Genomic DNA, 16,845 nt, shown 5'->3' with positions numbered 1-16,845 from the left:
GCCGCCCGGACCCCGTGCCGCCGCCGCGCCCGGGCGCCATCCGGATGAGCCGGCGATGAGCGCCGCCGTGACGGCGACCGCGGCCTCGGATGGCTACCGCGCCCTGCTCTGGCGCCGCACGGCGCTGCTCGTGCTGCTGGCGCTGCTGACGCTGGCCTCGCTGCTGCTCGATGTCGCCACCGGCCCCTCGCGCCTGGGTCTCTCGGATGTGCTGGGCGTGCTGCTGGACCCCGGCTCGGCGACCGGGCCGGTCTCCGTCATCGTCTGGGACGTGCGGCTGCCCTACGCGGTCATGGCCGTGCTGGTCGGCGCCGCCCTGGCGCTGGCCGGGGCGGAGATGCAGACGGTGCTGAACAATCCGCTGGCCAGCCCCTTCACCCTGGGCGTCTCCTCCGCCGCCTCGCTGGGCGCGGCGCTAGCCATCGTCATCGGCGTCGGCATTCCCTGGCTGCCGCAGAGCTGGCTGCTGCCGGGCAACGCCTTCCTCTTCGCCTTCGGCTCGGTGCTGCTGCTGCGCAGCCTGTCGAGGCTGCGCGGGGCGGGGGTCGAGGCGCTGGTGCTCTTCGGCATCGCGCTCGTCTTCGCCTTCAACGCGGCCGTCGCCCTGCTGCAGTTCATCGCCACCGAGCAGGCGCTGCAGCAGCTGGTCTTCTGGTCCATGGGCAGCCTGGCGCGCGCCACCTGGCCGAAGATCGGCGTCATGGCCCTGGCGCTGGCCGTCACCATCCCCTTCTGCGCCCGGGCGAGCTGGAAGCTCACCGCCCTGCGGCTGGGCGAGGAGCGGGCGCTCTCCTTCGGTGTCGATGCCAACCGGCTGCGCGACGGGGCGCTGTTCCGGGTCAGCGTGCTCTCCGGCGTCTCGGTCGCCTTCGTCGGCACCATCGGCTTCATCGGGCTGGTCGGGCCGCATGCGGCGCGGCTGATGGTGGGGGAGGATCACCGCTTCTTCCTGCCGGCCAGCGCGCTCTGCGGCGCGCTGCTGCTCTCGCTCTCCTCCCTGGCCAGCAAGATGCTGGTGCCCGGGCTGCTGGTGCCGATCGGCATCGTCACCGCGCTGGTCGGCGTGCCGGTCTTCGTCGCGCTGGTCTTCACCCGGGGGCGTCGCGCGTGAGCGCGCGGGAGAACCCTCGCGTGAGTGGGCCGGAGAACCCAGGCATGACCGCGCCGGAGCGGCCCGCCGCCCCGCCCCTGCGGCTGGAGATCGAGCGCCTGACCCTCGGCTATGGCCGTCGCGTCATCCTGCAGGACGTGTCGCTGAAGCCGCTCCGGGGCGGCCATATCACCGCCCTGGTCGGCCCCAACGGCGCCGGCAAGTCGACCCTGCTGCGCGGCCTGGCCGGACTGCTGCCGGCGCGCGGCTCGGTGAAGCTGAACGGCCAGGAGATGGTGGGGCAGCGGCTGGAGCGCCGCGCCCGGCACATCGCCTACATGCCGCAGAGCCTGCCGCAGGGCGTGGCGCTGACCGTGCTCGAGACGCTGGTCAGCGCGCTGAAGGCCAGTCCCGCCGGCGGCGAGGGGCTGATCTCCGCCAAGCTGGCGGCGGAGCGGGCGCTGGACCTGCTGGAGCGGATCGGCATCGGCCACCTGGCGCTGACCGGGCTGGACCGGCTCTCCGGCGGCCAGCGCCAGCTCGCCGGCCTGGCGCAGGCCCTGGTGCGGCAGCCCGAGGTGCTGCTGCTGGACGAGCCGACCAGCGCGCTCGACCTGCGCTTCCAGCTCCAGGTCATGCAGCTGGTGCAGGCGCTGACCTGGGAGAAGGGCCTCGTCACCATCATCGTCGTGCACGATCTCGGCCTGGCCGCGCGGTTCGCGGATCATGTCATCGCCATCGCCGGCGGCACGGTGCACGCCGAGGGCTCGCCGGAGGCCACCCTCACCCCGGCGCTCCTGGCTGAGGTCTATGGTGTCGCGGCGCGGGTGGAGCGCTGCTCGCTGGGCCATCTGCAGGTCCTGGCGGACTCTCCCCTGGCGGGATGACGGCATCACAACCTTGACGTGTAATTGTATTCCTATCGACTTCCACAATCATGGATTGCTGAATTAGAATTCTCTTCATCACCGGCCGGGTTCGCCGCCCGATGGAAGGCGGACCCGGCCCAGAGGAGGATTCCCGACATGGCGCTTCCCCGGCTCCGCCCCATCGACCTTCTGCCCGATCTCGACCCGTTGCGGGACTGGCTGGACGGCACGCTCGTCCTCGGCACCGCCGGCGCCGACGAGATCGAGGTCCAGGGCCGGATGAAGGTGGTCTTCGCCGGCCGTGGCAACGACCTCGTCCTGTCCGACACCGGCGCCGGCTCCGCGAAGGCGCTGGGCAACCTGCTGATGGGCGGGCAGGGCGACGACCAGCTCACCGCCCTCGGCGGCCGCAACGCCCTGCTCGGCGATCAGGGCCATGACACGCTGACCCTGGGCGACCGGTTCCAGCCTGGCGAGAGCCACCACGGCATCGCCTTCGGCGGCTCCGGGGACGACCGCATCTCGGCCTTCGGCAGCAACCACCGCATCTACGGCGATGGCGGCAACGACACGCTGATCCTGGGCGGCCCGATCGGCCTGGACAACGCCGCCTTCGGCGGCAGCGGCAACGACACCCTGACCTCGCACAGCCGGCGCACCACGCTGGATGGCGGCAGCGGCAACGACCTGCTGATGTCCTTCAGCGCCGGTCCGGCCCGCACGCATCTCGTCGAGAGCGGCGTGACCCTGACGGGCGGCAGCGGCGCCGACCGCTTCGCCCTGCACAACCAGAGCGTCCTGCTGGCCCATGGCGACACCGACGGCGCGCTTTCCGAGGGCGACGCGCTCAGCGGCGTGATCGACGTCATCACCGACTACCAGGCCGGGGAGCGGGTCATCCTCGGCGGCGGCGGGGAGGCGGCGCTGCGCGAGGCGCCGGTTCACCTGGCCGGCATCACCTGGCCCGGCACCGGCGGCGGGCGCGCGCCGCTGCTGCATGACGGGGACTATGCCTATCTGCGCGGCGCGCTGACCGGCGCCGGCCGCTTCACCATCGGCGCGGAGGGCGAGGACCTGCTGCTGATCTATGACCGGCCCGACGGGACCGACACGCCGCAGACCGGCGCGGTGGCCTTCCTGGGCTGGTCGGAGGACAGCGTGCTGATCGCCTGAGAGGCGGCGGGACGAGGCGTCGGGAGGGGCGTCGCGATGCGGCGCAACCTTTCGTCACCTCTTGCCCCTTTCCTTCGGGGCCGGAATTGGCTTTCCATCCCGTCATGTTCCGTCCCGCCCTGACCCTGGCCGCGCTCCTGGCGCTCGGCACGCCCGCGCTGGCGCTGGAGAGCGCGCCGGTCCGCAGCGAGCGCACCGCCATGAGCCTGGCCGCCGAGCTCTCGGCGGTGGCGCCCGGCCAGCCCTTCCGCCTCGGCCTAAAGCAGGTGCTGGCGCCCGGCTGGCACACCTACTGGATCAATCCGGGCGATGCCGGCACGCCGCCGGAGCTGGCGCTGACGGGGCCGGAGGGCACCGTCGCCACCGGCTTCGACTGGCCGGCGCCGGACCGCATTCCCTTCGGCCCGCTGGTCAACTACGGCTACGAGAATCAGGTGCTGCTGCCGCTGACGGTGACGCCGCCGGCGGATCTGCGGCCGGGCGATGTCCTGACCCTCGAGGCGACGGCGAGCTGGCTGGTCTGCGAGCAGGTCTGCATCCCCGAGGAGGGCGTCTTCCGCCTGGACCTGCCGGTGGAGGCGGCGCCGCGCCCCGACCCCGCCCTGGCCGGCGCCTTCCGGGAGGCCGAGGCCGCCCTGCCCCGCCCCAGCCCCTGGGCCGCCAGCCTGGGCTTCGAGGACCGGCAGGGCGCGCTGCGGCTGGACGGCCCCGACCTCTCGCCGGCCACGGTGAAGGCGGCCTGGTTCTTCCCCGCCGAATGGGGCGTGCTGGATCATGCCGGGCCGCAGCCGATGGAGGTGGCGGAAGGATCGCTGCGCCTCGGCCTGACGCGCGGCGCGGCGCCGCTGGCCGAGGGGCCGCTCGCGGGGGTGGTGACGATCACCGACACCGCGGGGACGCGCAGCGCCTTCACGGTGTCCGCCGTGCCCGGCGCGGTTCCGGCCGCCCTGGGCGGCGCGGCTCCGGCCCTGGCCGGGTGGCCGCTCTGGCAGGTGCTGCTCTCGGCGGCGCTGGGCGGGCTGATCCTGAACCTGATGCCCTGCGTCTTCCCGATCCTGGCGATGAAGGCCATGGCCGTGGCGAAGCTCTCGGGCGCGGCGCGCGGCACGGTGCGCGGCCATGCCGCCAGCTACACCGCCGGGGTGGTGCTGTCCTTCCTGGTTCTGGCCGGGGCGATGATCGCGCTGCGCGCCGCCGGCGGCGTGGCCGGCTGGGGCTTCCAGTTCACCTCGCCGGTCTTCGTGGCCCTCATGGGGTGGCTGATGCTGGCGGTCGGGCTCAACCTCTCCGGCGTGTTCCAGATCGGCGGGCCGGTGGGCGCCGGATCGGGCCTCGCCGCGCGCGGGGGGCATCTGGGCAGCTTCGCCACCGGCGGCCTCGCCGTGCTGGTCGCCACCCCCTGCACCGCGCCCTTCATGGCCGCCGCCATCGGCGCCGCCATGGCCATGCCGCCGGCCGCGACGCTCGCCGTCTTCGCCGCCATGGGGTTCGGCATGGCGGCGCCCTATGCGCTGCTGGCCCTGGCCCCCGGCCTCGCCCGGCTGCTGCCCCGTCCCGGCCTCTGGATGGAGCGGCTGAAGCAGGTCCTGGCCTTCCCGATGTATGGCGCCGCGCTCTGGCTGCTCTGGGTGCTGGCGCAGATGGTCGGGCCCGCGGCGCTGGCGGCGGCGCTGGCGGGCGGGCTCGCCATCGGCTTCGGCGCCTGGGCCCTGGGCGCGGCGCAGCAGGCGCGGAGCCGGCGCGGGCACTGGCTGGGCCGGGGCGGCGCCGCGCTGGCCCTCCTCGGCGCCCTGGCGCTGCTGCCGCAGCTCGGCGCGCGCCCCGCCCCCGCCGCGGCGGCCGCCGCCACGGAGGCGGCCGAGCCCTGGTCCGAGGCGCGGCTGGCCGCACTGCGCGCCGAGGGGCGGCCGGTCTTCGTCAACATGACCGCCGCCTGGTGCATCACCTGCAAGGTCAATGAGCGGGTGGCGCTGGACAGCGCCGCGGTGCGCCAGGCCTTCCAGGAGCGTGGCATCGCCTATCTGAAGGGCGACTGGACCGATGGCGGCCCGGCCATCGCCGCGCAGCTCCGCCGGCATGGGCGCGAGGGCGTGCCGCTCTATCTCGTCTATCCGCCCGGTGGCGGCGAGCCGGAGGTGCTGCCGCAGATCCTGACCGAGGCGATCGTGCTGCGGGCCCTGCCCGGACCTTCCGCCTCCGGCCGGGGCTGATCCCGGCCGGAGCACCACCGAACCGACGACGCACCCGAAGAGAGGACGACCCGTCATGACGATGCCGATCCCCCGCCGCGCCGCCCTGTCCCGTCTCGGCCTGGCCAGCGCCGCCATCGCCAGCCTGCCCTTCCTGTCCCGCCAGGCCCTGGCCGCGCCGAGCATCGGCGCCCCGGCCCCCGCCTTCTCGGCGCCGGATCAGGACGGCAGGACCCATAGCCTGGCCGACTACCGCGGCAAGGTGGTGGTGCTGGAATGGACCAACCACGACTGCCCCTTCGTGCGGAAGCACTATGAGAGCGGCAACATGCAGCAGATCCAGCGCCTCGCCGCCGGGAAGGGGGTGGCCTGGCTCTCCATCGCCTCCTCGCCCGAGGGCGCGCAGGGGCATGTCACGCCGGAGCAGGCCAGGGCGCTGACCGCCAGCCGCGAGGCCGCGCCCGCCGCCGTGCTGCTCGACCCGATGAGCCGCATCGCCCGCGCCTATGCCGCCACCACGACGCCGCATATGTACGTCATCGATGCCGAGGGCGTGCTGCGCTACATGGGCGGCATCGACAGCATCCCCTCCAGCAAGGTGGCGGACGTGCCGAAGGCGCAGCCGCTCGCGCGCGACGCCATGCTGGCGGTGGCCGAGGGCCGGCCGGTGGCCCAGCCCGTGACGCGCAACTACGGCTGCGCCATCAAGTACGCGCCGGAGGCCTGAGCGTCCCCGGGTAGCGTCCCCGGGCGGGGCAGGGCTTCTCCCCACCGCCCGCCTGTCGGATAGTCCTGTCGCGGCGCCATAAGCCGCGACAGGAGGAAACGACCCATGAAACGACGCGACGCCGCGCGGGCGCTGGCTCTCGCCCCCTTGGCAGGCTCTCCCCTGGCATGGTCTGGCCTGGCGCGGGCGCAGCCCGCCTCCCCCGCGCGCTGGTCGCCCGGCCGGCCGGTTCGCCTGATGGTAAGCTTCGCGCCGGGTGGCAGCACCGACATCTCCGCCCGGCTCATCGCCGATGCGATCGCCGCCCCGCTGGGGCAGCCGGTCGTCGTCGAGAACCGCGTCGGCGCCGCCGGCAACCTCGCCTCCGAGGCGGTGGCGCGCAGCGCGCCGGATGGCCACACCTTCGTCGTCGCCTCGGTGGGCACGCATGCGACCAATCAGTTCCTCTACCCAGACATCCCGTTCCACGTGGTCGACGACTTCACGCCGGTCTCGCTGGTGCTGGTCAGCGGCTGCGTCCTGGTCGTCCATCCCTCCCTCCCGGCCACCAGCGTGGCCGAGCTGATCGCGCTGGCCCGGGCCCGTCCCGGCGCTCTCGACATGGGCACCAGCGGCGCCGGCGGCACGCAGCATTTCGCCGGCGCGCTGTTCGAGGAACAGGCCGGCGTCTCCTTCACCCATGTTCCCTATCGCGGCGGCGCGCCGGCCATGGCCGACCTGCTGGCCGGCCGGGTGCAGGTGATCTTCTCCCCCCTGGCCGAGGCCATGCCCTATATCGCCAGCGGCCAGATCCGCCCGCTGGGCGTGAGCCGGACGCGGCCCATGCCGGCCCTGCCGGAGGTTCCGCCGATCGCCGAGACGGTCGGCGGCTATGAGTTCAACAGCTGGATCGGCCTGTTCGGCCCGGCGCGGATGCCCGAGCCCATCGTCGAGCGCGTCTCCGCCGCGGTCGCGGAGGCGGTGCGCGCGCCGGCGACGCGGCGGCGGATGGAGGAGCTGGGCTACCTGCCGGCCGGCGGCAGCGCCGCCGAGATGGCACGGCTGCAGCGGGACGACGTCACCCTGATGGAGCGGCTGGTCCGCCTGACCGGCGCCGCTTCCCGCTGAGGCGCGGGGGCGGGGGGGGCGGGGACCGCCCGCCCGGCCGGGCTCAGAGGGTGGCGCGGAGGAAGATCGCGGTCTTCTCGCCCAGTTCCCGCAGGTCGCCGAAGAAGGTGGTCATCTGGTAGGCCGCGATGAAGCCGGCGGCGTAGAACAGGCCGGGGCGCCGGTCGTGCAGCCCGATGGCCCATTCATAGGGCCGCCGGAGCCACGCCCGCCGCACCACCAGGAGGGTCACGGCCACGCCCAGCACCGCGCCGCCCAGGATGTCGCTCGGATAGTGGAAGCCGGCGAAGACGCGCGGCAGGCAGGCGACGAGAAGGGCCCAGAGGAAGGCGGCGATGCCCGGCCCGCGCGCGATGAGGAACAGCCCCGTGGCCAGGGCGAAGGTCATCGCCGCGTTGTCGCTCGGAAAGGAGCTGTAGTTGGCGAGGTAGTCCTCGCTTAGCCCGAGCGGGCGGATGGCGCCGAGGGTGGGATCGTTGATCGGCCGCGGCCGCTCCCACATCACGTTCTGGACCAGCCGCGACAGGCCGCAGGCGAGCACCGCCGCCGCCAGGCTGGAGAAGATCAGGAAATGGCGGTTGTGGCGCAGCTCCGTCTCATCCGGCCCGCCGCGCCGTCTGTCGGGATTGAACCAGTACCAGCAGAAGGCGGCGATCAGCGGCGCCGTCTTGACCAGATGCATGTTGGTCAGGCTGACCACCGCGCGGTCGAAAGCATAGCTTCGGCCCGCCCAGCCATTGAAGGCCTGGAAAAGCTGAAGGTCGAGCGCTGCAAGCATGCCGTGAAGTCCTTGCACCGGCGCTCCCGGAGGGGGCGCCGAACATTTCTCTCCCGTTGCCGTGGAGCGGGCCCCCGAGGCGCGCCTGTCTCCCGCGGCGAACAAGTGTCATTAAATTGAAATGTTGCACACTCTTCATGGCCCGGCAATGCGGAAGCCGACCGGGCACAATCCGGCCCGCCGCAAAGGCCCGTGATCCGGCCGTGCCCCGCAACATCGGCCGGATCGGCAATCACAGGTTGAATAAGGCCTTGCCTTGCCCAGGGCCGACCCTGCGTCCCAGCGCTCACAGCGAAACCATTGGCATGGCCCTCGCGAAGCTGATACCGAGCAGCCATGCTGGACGATTGGAGCGCGGCCTTCGGGGCCTGGGTGACCGCGAATGCCGCCTGGGCGGCGCCCGCGACCTTCCTCATCGCCTTTCTGGAATCCTTTCCGGTCGTCAGCATCCTGGTGCCCTCCACCGCCCTGCTGCTCGGCATCGGCGCCCTGCTCGGCAGCGGCCTCGTCTCGCCCTGGCCGGTGCTGCTCGGCTGCGTCATCGGCGGCGTCCTGGGCGACGCGGCCGGCTACTGGCTGGCCCGCTGGGTCGGGCCGCATGCCGTGCGCCGCCGCCTGCCCCGGTCCTGCCGGCGGATCTACGCCTGGTCCGTCGTCGTGTTCCGCCGCTGGGGCTGGTGGGCGGTCTTCTTCGGCCGCTTCATCGGCCCGATGCGCGCCGTGACGCCGCTCGCCGCCGGCGTCGTCGGCATGCGCAACAGCGCCTTCCAGAGCGCCAATATTCTCTCCGCCCTGGTCTGGGCGCCGCTGATCCTGATGCCGGGCTCCGTCGGCGGCTGGCTGGCGCGGCAGATCGGGCCGAACCCCGACCCCCTCACCCTGGCCGCCCTGTTCGGCGCCGCGCTCTTCGCCTGGATCGGCTATCAGCGCCTGCGCCCCCTGGTCAGCGCCTGGATGCGCCAGCGCCTCGCCCTGGGCCGGGGCTGAGCCGCCCGTCCCCCTCCCGCCCTTCCCTTTATGACGGAACCGCGCTGAACCATGGAATGGATCGCCGATCCCACCGCCTGGCTGGGCCTTGGGACGTTGATCGTGCTCGAGCTGGTGCTCGGCATCGACAACCTGATCTTCATTGCCATCCTGGCCGACAAGCTGCCGCCCGAGCAGCGCAACAAGGCCCGCATCATTGGCCTCACCCTGGCGCTGCTCATGCGCCTCGGCCTGCTCGCGGGCATCTCCTGGATCGTCGGGCTGACGGCGCCGCTGTTCAGCGTGGCGGGGATGGAGATCACCGGCCGGGGCCTGATCCTGGTCACCGGCGGCCTCTTCCTGCTGTTCAAGGCGACCACCGAGTTGCACGAGCGGCTGGAGGGCGGCCACGGCGCGAAGGGCGAGACCAGGGTCTATGCCAGCTTCTGGCAGGTGGTCGCGCAGATCGTCGTGCTCGACGCGGTCTTCTCGCTCGACAGCGTCATCACGGCGGTCGGCATGGTGGAGCATCTCTCCATCATGTACATCGCCGTGACCTTCGCCATCGTGGTGATGATCGCGGCCTCCCGCCCGCTGATGCGCTTCGTCTCGGCGCATCCGACCGTCATCATCCTCTGCCTCGGCTTCCTGCTGATGATCGGCTTCAGCCTGATCGCGGAAGGCCTCGGCTTCCATATCCCCAAGGGCTACCTCTACGCCGCCATCGGCTTCTCGGTGCTGATCGAGGCCTTCAACCAGCTCGCCCGGCGCGGCCATGCCAAGCGCCTGGCCACCGGCGACCTGCGGGACCGCACGGCCATGGCGGTGCTGCGCCTGCTCGGCGGCGGCCAGGCCGAGGAGAACGCGGCGCCCGGCGGCACGCACGGCGAGGCGCCCGAGCAGGTCTTCAAGCCGGAGGAACGCTCCATGGTCCAGGGCGTCATGGCGCTCGGCGAGCGCAGCGTCCGCTCGATCATGACGCCGCGCAACGAGGTGATCTGGCTGGACGCGGACGGCACGCCCGAGCAGCACCGCGAGATCATGCTCCGCACCGGCCATTCGCGCTACCTGATCGCCCGCGGGCAGATCGAGGAGATCGTCGGCGTGGCGCTCGCCAAGGATCTGTTGCGGGATCTGATGCAGGAGGGCCGGATCGACTTCACCGCCTCGGTGCGCCCGCCCCTGCTGGTGCACGACCAGCTCGACGTGCTGCGGCTGATGGAGCAGTTGCGCGGCTCGCGCGTGCAGATGGCCCTGGTGATCGACGAGTACGGCACGCTGGAGGGCGTGGCGACGCCGACCGACATCTTCGAGGCCATCGCCGGCGACTTCCAGGACGAGGATGACGACCACGCCCGGCTGGAGGCGGAGGAGGATGGCGCGCTGCTGGTCGATGCGCATCTCGACCTGCACGCGCTGGACCAGCGCCTCGGCACCCGGCTGGCGGATTCGGCCGGCGGCTATGCCACCGTCTCCGGCCTGCTGATGGACCGGTTGCGCCGCCTGCCGCATCTGGGCGACCAGGTGGAAGCCGGGGGCCTGACTTTCGAGGTGGTGGCCGCGCAGGGCTTCCGCCTCGAGCGGGTCCGTGTCCGTCCCGCGCCGGCCCCTTCCCCGGACGAGCCCCCCCACGAGTAGGGCCGCTCCTCCCGGGGATCGGTTCGGGGCGCCGCCCTCTTGGCAGGGGGCCGGCAAGCCGGTCTACTGGCGCGGCGAACCCAGGAGGCGTCCATGAACCCCGCCGCGCTCTCCGGCCTGGAGCTTCTCCAGGCCACGGCCGCCGGCACCCTGCCGCGCGCCTCCATGGCCGAGACGATGGGGCTGAAGGAGATGGAGGTCGCGAAGGGCCGGGTGATCCTGCACGCACGCGCCGACCGGCGGCATCTCAACCCGATGGGAGGGGTGCATGGCGGCTTCGCGGCAACGGTGCTCGATTCGGTAACGGGTTGCGCGGTGCACAGCATGCTGGATCCGGGCTTCAGCTACGCCACGGTCGATCTCGGCATCAAGATGCTGCGGCCGGTTCCGGTCGATGAGGATCTGGTGGCCGAGGCGCTGGTCACGCACTTGTCGCGCTCCATCGGCGCGGCCGAGGGCACCTTGCGCGATTCGTCCGGGCGGCTGCTGGCCAGCGCCTCCGCCACCTGCTTCATCAGGCATCCGCGCCCCTGAACGGCGCGGCCCCGATCCGGCGGAGCGATCCGCCCCGGCCGGGCCCGCCTCAGCGGCGGGTCATGCCCTTGCGGATCTCGCGCTCCACCGCCGAGCGCTCGCTGGAGCCGATGCGGCGGATGATCTCACGAATGATGGCGGGCGAGACACGATGCCGCTTGGACAGATACTCCACCTCGGCTTCGGGTGGCGGCTCCATCGGGGCGGGGGAGGATTTCTTCTTGTTGTCGAGCATCACGCACTCCTGCCAGGACTGGCTGGCGACAGGTCTTTGCAAAAGGGGGTCGCGCGGACAGGAATGACGCGGGCCCGCCGTTCACACCGGCAGGCCGCCGCTCCGTCCCGTCACCTGATCCTGGGCGCCTGATCGCGGCCGACGGCCCGGTCAGGGATGCTTCGGCTCGCGGAACAGGCTTCGGGCCCCGGCGCGCAGCTGGCTCTCGCGCACCACGCGCTCATGCCCATCCTGCACGTTGCGCACGCGATATTCGCGATCCGCGCCGTCATTCGGCAGCAGGCGAACCACCGTATAGGTGCCCCGCGCGGCACTGGCCTCGAGCTTGCCTGGGAAGAGTTCGACGGTCTGTCCGACCGAAAGGCTGTGGGGCGGCATGGAGGGTCTCCGCGGAGCGGGAGGATTCCCGGAAGAATCCGGCGGGGAGCGGCCCGCTCGCCCCTGGCCATCACACGGGTGTCCGCCGCGCCGGTCGCCATGCCGGGGCCGGGCCGCAGGGCCCGCCACGCGGCGGCAGGCAGCGGTCCGGGGCGGCCTGGCCGTCCCGGACCTTCAGGCCTTAGGCCTGGCGCAGGTTGCCGGCAGAGACCTTGCCCTGCTGGCCCTTCTGCAGGTCGTACTCCAGCTTGTCGCCCTCGCGCGGCTCGCGCAGGCCGGAACGCTGGACGTCCGAGATGTGCAGGAAGACGTCCTTGGAGCCGTCATCCGGCTGGATGAAGCCGAAACCCTTGGTCGCGTTGAACCACTTCACAGTACCGACAGCCATGGTGTTGTCCATTCATGAATGAAAATGAAAAACCACCCCACGGGATCGCAGGGAGGATCGAACTTCGCGAGGAGACGGACACCGGGCTCGGCGCTCAGTCATGAGCAAGGAGAGCAGGCCGAACTAACGAGCTGACCCCGCCAACATGGAGATTGCGGGCGCGAGACGCAAGCCCTGTTTCCTTGGCTCCTGGGTTTCCATCCTTCATTGGCCTTCCATCCTCCGTCGCGAACGGGAACGGCGCCCGGCCACCGGCATTGACAGTGCCGCCGCGGACACGGGACAGTGATCCGAAGCCCTCACAGCAGGATGAGGGCGACGGGAGCGGGAGGATTGCGGGTGCGCGCATTCATCATGGGATTCGCCTGCTGCCTCCTGGGCGCTCCCGCCCAGGGCCAGAACACCCAGGGCCAGAACACGCTGACGATCGCGACGCAGTCGGAGCCGACGGCGATGGACCCGCATTTCCATCGTTCGAACAGCAACAACGCGATCCTGCGGCAGGTCTTCGACCCGATGGTCGATTTCGACAATGCCGGGAAGATCATGCCGCGGCTGGCGGAATCCTGGCGCATCGTCGATGACCTGACCTGGGAGTTCCGTCTGCGCGAGGGCGTGCGGTTCCATGACGGCACGCCGCTGCAGCCGGAGGACGTGGCCTTCTCCTTCGCCAGGCTGCCGGATGTCCCGAACAGTCCGGGGTCCTTCGCCTCCACCGTCCGCACCGTCTCGAGGGTCGAGATCGTCGATGGCCGGACGCTCCGTGTCACCACCAGCGAGCCCACGCCCTTCCTGGATGCGGAACTCACCGCCGTGCTGATCCTATCCCGGCGCCTGCACGGGCAGGCGACCACGGCGGATTTCAACAACGGCCGCGCGATGATCGGCACCGGCGCCTACCGGCATCTGTCCTACGAGCAGGGCAACCGGCTGGAGGCCGCGCGCAACCCGGCCTTCTGGGGCGATGCGGCGCCGTGGGAGCGGGTGCAGATCCGCTTCATGAGCAATGCCGGCTCCCGCGTCGCCGCCCTGAGCGCCGGCGATGTCGACCTGATCGACGCCGTGCCGACCCAGGATGTCGCCCGCCTGGAAGCCGATCCGCGCATCGCCGTCTTCGGCACGGAGAGCAACGGCACCGCCTATCTCTTCCCGGACACGGTGCGGGAAGAGGCGCCCTTCGTCACCGATCACGAAGGCCGCCCGCTGGTGCCCAACCCGCTGCGGGACGTCCGGGTGCGACGGGCCATGTCGATGGCCATCAACCGGCAGGGCGTCGTCGACCGGCTGCTGGCGGGCCAGGGCACGCCGGCCGAGCAGTTCGCCCCGCCCATCGCGATCGGCCGCATCCCCGACCAGCCGCCCATCCCGCATGATGTCGCCAGGGCCCGCGCCCTGCTGGCCGAGGCGGGCTACCCGAACGGCTTCCGCATGACCCTGCATGGCCCGAGCGGGTGGTTCCCCGGCGATACCGACGTGCTGCAGGCGGTGGCGCAGGGGCTGAACAGGATCGGCGTGCAGACGCGGGTGGAAGTGCTGCCGACGGCGACCTTCTTCACCCGCGCGACCAACCGCGACTTCGCCATGTTCATGACGACCTATGCCTCGAACCTGGCGGCGATCACGCTCCAGCAGGTGGTGGCGACGCGCAACCCCACCCTGCGGATGGGACCCTTCAACCGCCAGCACTACAGCAACCCGGCGATGGACGCGCTGCTGCAGGAGGCCCTGCGGACGATGGACCGGACGCGGCGCGACGCGCTGACGGCCCAGGCCATGCGCAGCGCGATGGAGGATGTCGCCGTCATCCCCATCCTGTACCTGAAGGTCAACTGGGCCGGGCTGCGCCACCGCGTCCGCTACGATCCCTCGCCCAGCTGGTACACCAACGCGCTCTTCGCCACGCCGGCGAACTGACGGCGCCCGGCGGCAGCGGCGCTCAGCGCATCAGCCCGCGCGCCTCCATCCAGGCCTGGATGCGCGCCGCCACGGCGTCGCTGTTGCGGTCCATCATCAGCATGTGGCTGTTGCCGCGGATGCCCTCGGCCGGCAGGTCCAGGACATCGGCGCGGCCGCCCGCCGCGCGGATGGTGCCGGCCCAGCGCTCCACATTGCCGCGGATGCGCTGCCAGAACGGCGAATCCTGGAAGTGGTCGCCCCAGACGATCAGGTGGGGGACATCCCGCAGGCCCGCCGCGTCCGTCCCCGGACCGGGCGTGCCGGAGGGTTCGATGGCGATCACCGCGCGCACCTTGTCCGGCGCCGCGAGGGCCGCGTTGAAGGCGAAGTTGCCGCCCTGGCTGTGCACGATGATGACACAGGGGCAGACCGCCCGGACGTAGTCGTTGTACGCCGCCTGGATCTGGCTGTCGGTCGTGGTCCAGCGCGGCACCGACTGGCGCGTGAAGGCATCCCAGGCCGCCACGGGAAAGAGCGTGTCCGGGAAGGCGCGGCGGCGGGCGGGGTTGGCGCTCCAGCCCTCCTGCGGGCCGACGCGGAACAGGCCCCAGCCCTCGCCCATGGTGCGGAAGACGGGCTCGCCGGGAAAGATCTCCGGGAACCGGGCCCAGCCGGCGCGGCCGCGCTCGACCGCGTCGCTGACATAGACATCGTGGCCCTGGCGCAGGAAGTACATCTGCCAGCCGGGCCGGCCATCCGGCGTCGTCTCCCAGGTCACGCCGGTCAGGCCGCCGCCATGCCACAACAGGAGGGGATGGCGGGCGCGCGGCTCCACCAGCTTCACGTACTGCGCGTACATCCCCTCGACCATGAACTCGCCGTTGGGGTCGGTGCGGATGGGCGGCGCGCCGGGGGACGGGACCATGTCGCGCAGCGGCAGGCCATCCAGGGCGCGGACCCGTCCCCCGACATGCAGGCTGCCGATCTCGCGCACCGGCGGCAGCGGGGCGGGAGCCTGCGCCTCGGCCTGCGCGGCGCCGATTCCCAGTGTGAGGACCAGGGCGAGGACAAGGGCGACGAGGGGATGCTTCATGGCGGCGCCTCCGAATTTCTTACGGAGAAGCCTAGAGCAGATCGCGGACCGGTGGAAACGACCCCACGAGGTTGCGGAAGCGGTCGCCGCCTTCCGGATCCATCGTCGCTGTTGGGGGGAAAGATGGAGCAGGCGATACGCCTTTAGAGTGGGATCTGCAGCGCCTTCCAGAATTTGGGCGGACGGTAGGGCCGCACCGAGATCATCGAGCGCGCATTCGCCCGAATCAATCGCTTTCGCCGCCTGGCCACCGGCTACGTGCGCCGCTCAACATCCACCAGGCCCTCGCCGCTCGCCTGCTCCCTCATCCGCCCCGACACGCTTCAGGGCGGTTCTGAAAGGCACTTTGGAATGCCCAGGTTGCGCCAACTCACATCGCGGAAGCCTCAGCGAACCGCTGTCAGAGACCGAACCGGTCTCTCACGCGCCCTTCCAGAACCTTTGCCAGGACGCCGAGGCGCCAGCACCCGTGAAAAGGGATCGGCTTTATCGATGACACAGGCATGTCGATCTCGGTGGCGGGTGTCCCGATCGCAAGCCGCGCGATCTCCCGGCCCATCGCGGTCGACAACGCCACGCCACGGCCATTGTAGCCCAGGCAGCACACCAGACCCGGCGCGGGTTGGTGGACGTGCGGATAGTGATCCTTGGTCATCGCCAGCTGACCATTCCAGGCGTGGGTCCATGCGACACCGGTCACCTGCGGCCAAAGGCGTTCAGCGTAGCGCATCAGGTAGGCAACCGGTGTCGCGTTCTCGATGGGGCGCTGCGGACCCCGGCCACCGATGAGAAGGCGATTGTTCGCGTCCACCCGGAGATAGACGGTGATATGGCCGCTCTCGTACAGCGAAGCACGCATCGGCATGATGCTGGCCGCCATCGCGTCAGGCAACGGGGCCGTCGCAACAATGGAGCTGAAGACCGGCACGATGCTGCGCCGCAGGCCCGGCAGCAGGTCGTCCGTGTACCCGTTGGTGCCCATCACGACCGTTTCGGCTGTCACAGTGCCAGTTGCGGCGCTGACCTGCCAACGGCCCTCCGCGCGGCGCATTCCGGTGATGCGGGTTCTCCCGTGGATCGACGCGCCCGCACGCATCGCCGCTCCGGCGAGGCCGCGTGCGTAATCCAGAGGTTGGAGATCGCCACCACTCGCGTCGCGCATCACCGCGCTGTAACGATCGGTCCCCGTCGCCTCACATGCCGCGTCCTGGTCCAGCAGCGTCACCGGGAAGTTCCGGCGCAGGCCTTGCTCGGTGGACCGTCGCAGGGCGTCGGCCGGTCCAGGTCGATACGCCGCGCGCAGAGTTCCACCCTGACGCGCATCGCAGTCGATCTGCCAGCGCCGGATCAATGAAAAGGTGGCTTCCGGCGCGCTCCAGGCGAAGCGCACCATGCGGGCACCGAGGTCTGGGCCGAACGCTGCCTCCACCTCGTCGGGATCGGGCTTCAGGCCGGGATTGACCTGCCCACCATTGCGTCCCGACGCTCCCCAGCCCGGCTCATTGGCCTCCAGCACGGTGACCCGGACACCGCGCTCCGCGAGGTGCAGGGCCGTCGAAAGGCCTGTGAACCCCGCGCCGATCACCACGACGTCCGTCTGACGGTCGCCGTCGAGCGGCGGCGTCGCTGGGGCGGAGCGGGCGGTTGCGGCGTAGAGACTAGGCGGCAAAGGGGTCATGGATCAGTGTCCTGAAGCTTGCTGTCCTGCGTTCACGCGGATCACCCGGAACGATGGGCATGACGGGATGATGCCGCCGTTCGGAGATCACTGGCGCTCACCGCTC

16 protein-coding genes are annotated in these 16,845 nt (G+C 71.4%); 10 read left to right on the top strand and 6 right to left on the bottom strand.

What is annotated here, in order from left to right:
* Positions 1–55 precede the first annotated feature (55 nt).
* From D9598_RS07040 to D9598_RS07015, 6 genes are all read left to right on the top strand, one after another.
* The gene (locus D9598_RS07040) at positions 56–1,111 is read left to right on the top strand and encodes an iron ABC transporter permease (RefSeq protein ID WP_198365709.1); all 1,056 of its coding nucleotides are present in this window, start codon (positions 56–58) and stop codon (positions 1,109–1,111) included.
* 44 nt (positions 1,112–1,155) lie between these two features.
* A complete protein-coding gene (locus D9598_RS07035) occupies positions 1,156–1,977 on the top strand; it encodes an ABC transporter ATP-binding protein (RefSeq protein ID WP_198365708.1) in 822 nt (273 codons plus the stop codon).
* 138 nt (positions 1,978–2,115) lie between these two features.
* Positions 2,116–3,132 (top strand): calcium-binding protein, encoded by a 1,017-nt coding sequence (locus D9598_RS07030; RefSeq protein WP_198365707.1) that lies wholly within the window; start codon positions 2,116–2,118, stop codon positions 3,130–3,132.
* Between the two features lie 104 nt (positions 3,133–3,236).
* Positions 3,237–5,342, top strand: coding sequence for a protein-disulfide reductase DsbD (locus tag D9598_RS07025; protein ID WP_232477003.1), 2,106 nt, complete (start codon positions 3,237–3,239; stop codon positions 5,340–5,342).
* A 55-nt stretch (positions 5,343–5,397) separates the two neighbouring features.
* Entirely contained in the window at positions 5,398–6,048 is a 651-nt protein-coding gene (locus D9598_RS07020) for a thioredoxin family protein (protein ID WP_198365706.1), read from the top strand.
* A gap of 105 nt (positions 6,049–6,153) precedes the next feature.
* Positions 6,154–7,155: a tripartite tricarboxylate transporter substrate binding protein gene (locus D9598_RS07015; protein WP_198365705.1), complete on the top strand. Its 1,002-nt coding sequence runs from the start codon at positions 6,154–6,156 to the stop codon at positions 7,153–7,155.
* 43 nt (positions 7,156–7,198) lie between these two features.
* Here the strand turns inward: D9598_RS07015 and D9598_RS07010 are convergent, their stop codons facing one another.
* Positions 7,199–7,933 carry a phosphatase PAP2 family protein gene (locus D9598_RS07010; RefSeq protein WP_198365704.1) on the bottom strand — a complete coding sequence of 245 codons (735 nt, stop codon included), beginning with the start codon at positions 7,931–7,933 and terminating at the stop codon, positions 7,199–7,201.
* 336 nt (positions 7,934–8,269) lie between these two features.
* On the opposite strand from D9598_RS07010, the gene D9598_RS07005 reads away from it, so the two are divergent.
* The 3 genes from D9598_RS07005 (at position 8,270) to D9598_RS06995 (ending at position 11,071) form a co-directional block, all read left to right on the top strand.
* Positions 8,270–8,920 carry a DedA family protein gene (locus tag D9598_RS07005; protein WP_198365703.1) on the top strand — a complete coding sequence of 217 codons (651 nt, stop codon included), beginning with the start codon at positions 8,270–8,272 and terminating at the stop codon, positions 8,918–8,920.
* Positions 8,921–8,971: 51 nt separating this feature from the next.
* A complete protein-coding gene (locus D9598_RS07000; protein ID WP_198365702.1) occupies positions 8,972–10,537 on the top strand; it encodes a TerC family protein in 1,566 nt (521 codons plus the stop codon).
* Between the two features lie 93 nt (positions 10,538–10,630).
* Complete coding sequence (locus D9598_RS06995; RefSeq protein ID WP_198365701.1) at positions 10,631–11,071, top strand: PaaI family thioesterase; 441 nt, start codon at positions 10,631–10,633, stop codon at positions 11,069–11,071.
* Positions 11,072–11,120: 49 nt separating this feature from the next.
* Here D9598_RS06995 and D9598_RS06990 read toward each other — a convergent pair whose 3' ends face one another.
* From D9598_RS06990 to D9598_RS06980, 3 genes are all read right to left on the bottom strand, one after another.
* Positions 11,121–11,306, bottom strand: a complete 186-nt coding sequence (locus D9598_RS06990; protein WP_198365700.1) for a hypothetical protein — start codon at positions 11,304–11,306, stop codon at positions 11,121–11,123.
* A gap of 150 nt (positions 11,307–11,456) precedes the next feature.
* Complete coding sequence (locus D9598_RS06985; RefSeq protein WP_198365699.1) at positions 11,457–11,684, bottom strand: hypothetical protein; 228 nt, start codon at positions 11,682–11,684, stop codon at positions 11,457–11,459.
* Positions 11,685–11,865: 181 nt separating this feature from the next.
* On the bottom strand, positions 11,866–12,072 hold the full coding sequence (locus D9598_RS06980; RefSeq protein WP_198365698.1) for a cold-shock protein: 207 nt from the start codon (positions 12,070–12,072) through the stop codon (positions 11,866–11,868).
* Positions 12,073–12,411: 339 nt separating this feature from the next.
* Here D9598_RS06980 and D9598_RS06975 point away from each other — a divergent pair, with 339 nt between their 5' ends.
* On the top strand, positions 12,412–13,986 hold the full coding sequence (locus D9598_RS06975) for an ABC transporter substrate-binding protein (protein ID WP_198365697.1): 1,575 nt from the start codon (positions 12,412–12,414) through the stop codon (positions 13,984–13,986).
* Positions 13,987–14,008: 22 nt separating this feature from the next.
* Here the strand turns inward: D9598_RS06975 and D9598_RS06970 are convergent, their stop codons facing one another.
* A complete protein-coding gene (locus tag D9598_RS06970; protein ID WP_232477002.1) occupies positions 14,009–15,061 on the bottom strand; it encodes an esterase in 1,053 nt (350 codons plus the stop codon).
* A gap of 400 nt (positions 15,062–15,461) precedes the next feature.
* Positions 15,462–16,739 carry an FAD-binding oxidoreductase gene (locus D9598_RS06965; RefSeq protein WP_198365696.1) on the bottom strand — a complete coding sequence of 426 codons (1,278 nt, stop codon included), beginning with the start codon at positions 16,737–16,739 and terminating at the stop codon, positions 15,462–15,464.
* Between the last annotated feature and the right edge of the window lie 106 nt (positions 16,740–16,845).

It is taken from the genome of Roseomonas sp. KE0001, from assembly GCF_016107285.1.
Lineage (GTDB): Bacteria > Pseudomonadota > Alphaproteobacteria > Acetobacterales > Acetobacteraceae > Pseudoroseomonas.
The sequence above is the reverse complement of the archived record's forward strand: the minus strand, read 5'-3'. Positions and strand labels throughout refer to the sequence as shown.

Coding starts and splice junctions, on each gene's coding strand:
- D9598_RS06985 (WP_198365699.1), bottom strand. CDS start 11,684: ATGCCGCCCCACAGCCTTTCGGTCGGACAGACCGTCGAACTCTTCCCA.
- D9598_RS07010 (WP_198365704.1), bottom strand. CDS start 7,933: ATGCTTGCAGCGCTCGACCTTCAGCTTTTCCAGGCCTTCAATGGCTGG.
- D9598_RS06980 (WP_198365698.1), bottom strand. CDS start 12,072: ATGGCTGTCGGTACTGTGAAGTGGTTCAACGCGACCAAGGGTTTCGGC.
- D9598_RS07030 (WP_198365707.1), top strand. CDS start 2,116: ATGGCGCTTCCCCGGCTCCGCCCCATCGACCTTCTGCCCGATCTCGAC.
- D9598_RS07005 (WP_198365703.1), top strand. CDS start 8,270: ATGCTGGACGATTGGAGCGCGGCCTTCGGGGCCTGGGTGACCGCGAAT.
- D9598_RS07020 (WP_198365706.1), top strand. CDS start 5,398: ATGACGATGCCGATCCCCCGCCGCGCCGCCCTGTCCCGTCTCGGCCTG.
- D9598_RS06970 (WP_232477002.1), bottom strand. CDS start 15,061: ATGAAGCATCCCCTCGTCGCCCTTGTCCTCGCCCTGGTCCTCACACTG.
- D9598_RS06995 (WP_198365701.1), top strand. CDS start 10,631: ATGAACCCCGCCGCGCTCTCCGGCCTGGAGCTTCTCCAGGCCACGGCC.
- D9598_RS06965 (WP_198365696.1), bottom strand. CDS start 16,739: ATGACCCCTTTGCCGCCTAGTCTCTACGCCGCAACCGCCCGCTCCGCC.
- D9598_RS07000 (WP_198365702.1), top strand. CDS start 8,972: ATGGAATGGATCGCCGATCCCACCGCCTGGCTGGGCCTTGGGACGTTG.
- D9598_RS07040 (WP_198365709.1), top strand. CDS start 56: ATGAGCGCCGCCGTGACGGCGACCGCGGCCTCGGATGGCTACCGCGCC.
- D9598_RS07035 (WP_198365708.1), top strand. CDS start 1,156: ATGACCGCGCCGGAGCGGCCCGCCGCCCCGCCCCTGCGGCTGGAGATC.
- D9598_RS06990 (WP_198365700.1), bottom strand. CDS start 11,306: ATGCTCGACAACAAGAAGAAATCCTCCCCCGCCCCGATGGAGCCGCCA.
- D9598_RS07015 (WP_198365705.1), top strand. CDS start 6,154: ATGAAACGACGCGACGCCGCGCGGGCGCTGGCTCTCGCCCCCTTGGCA.
- D9598_RS07025 (WP_232477003.1), top strand. CDS start 3,237: ATGTTCCGTCCCGCCCTGACCCTGGCCGCGCTCCTGGCGCTCGGCACG.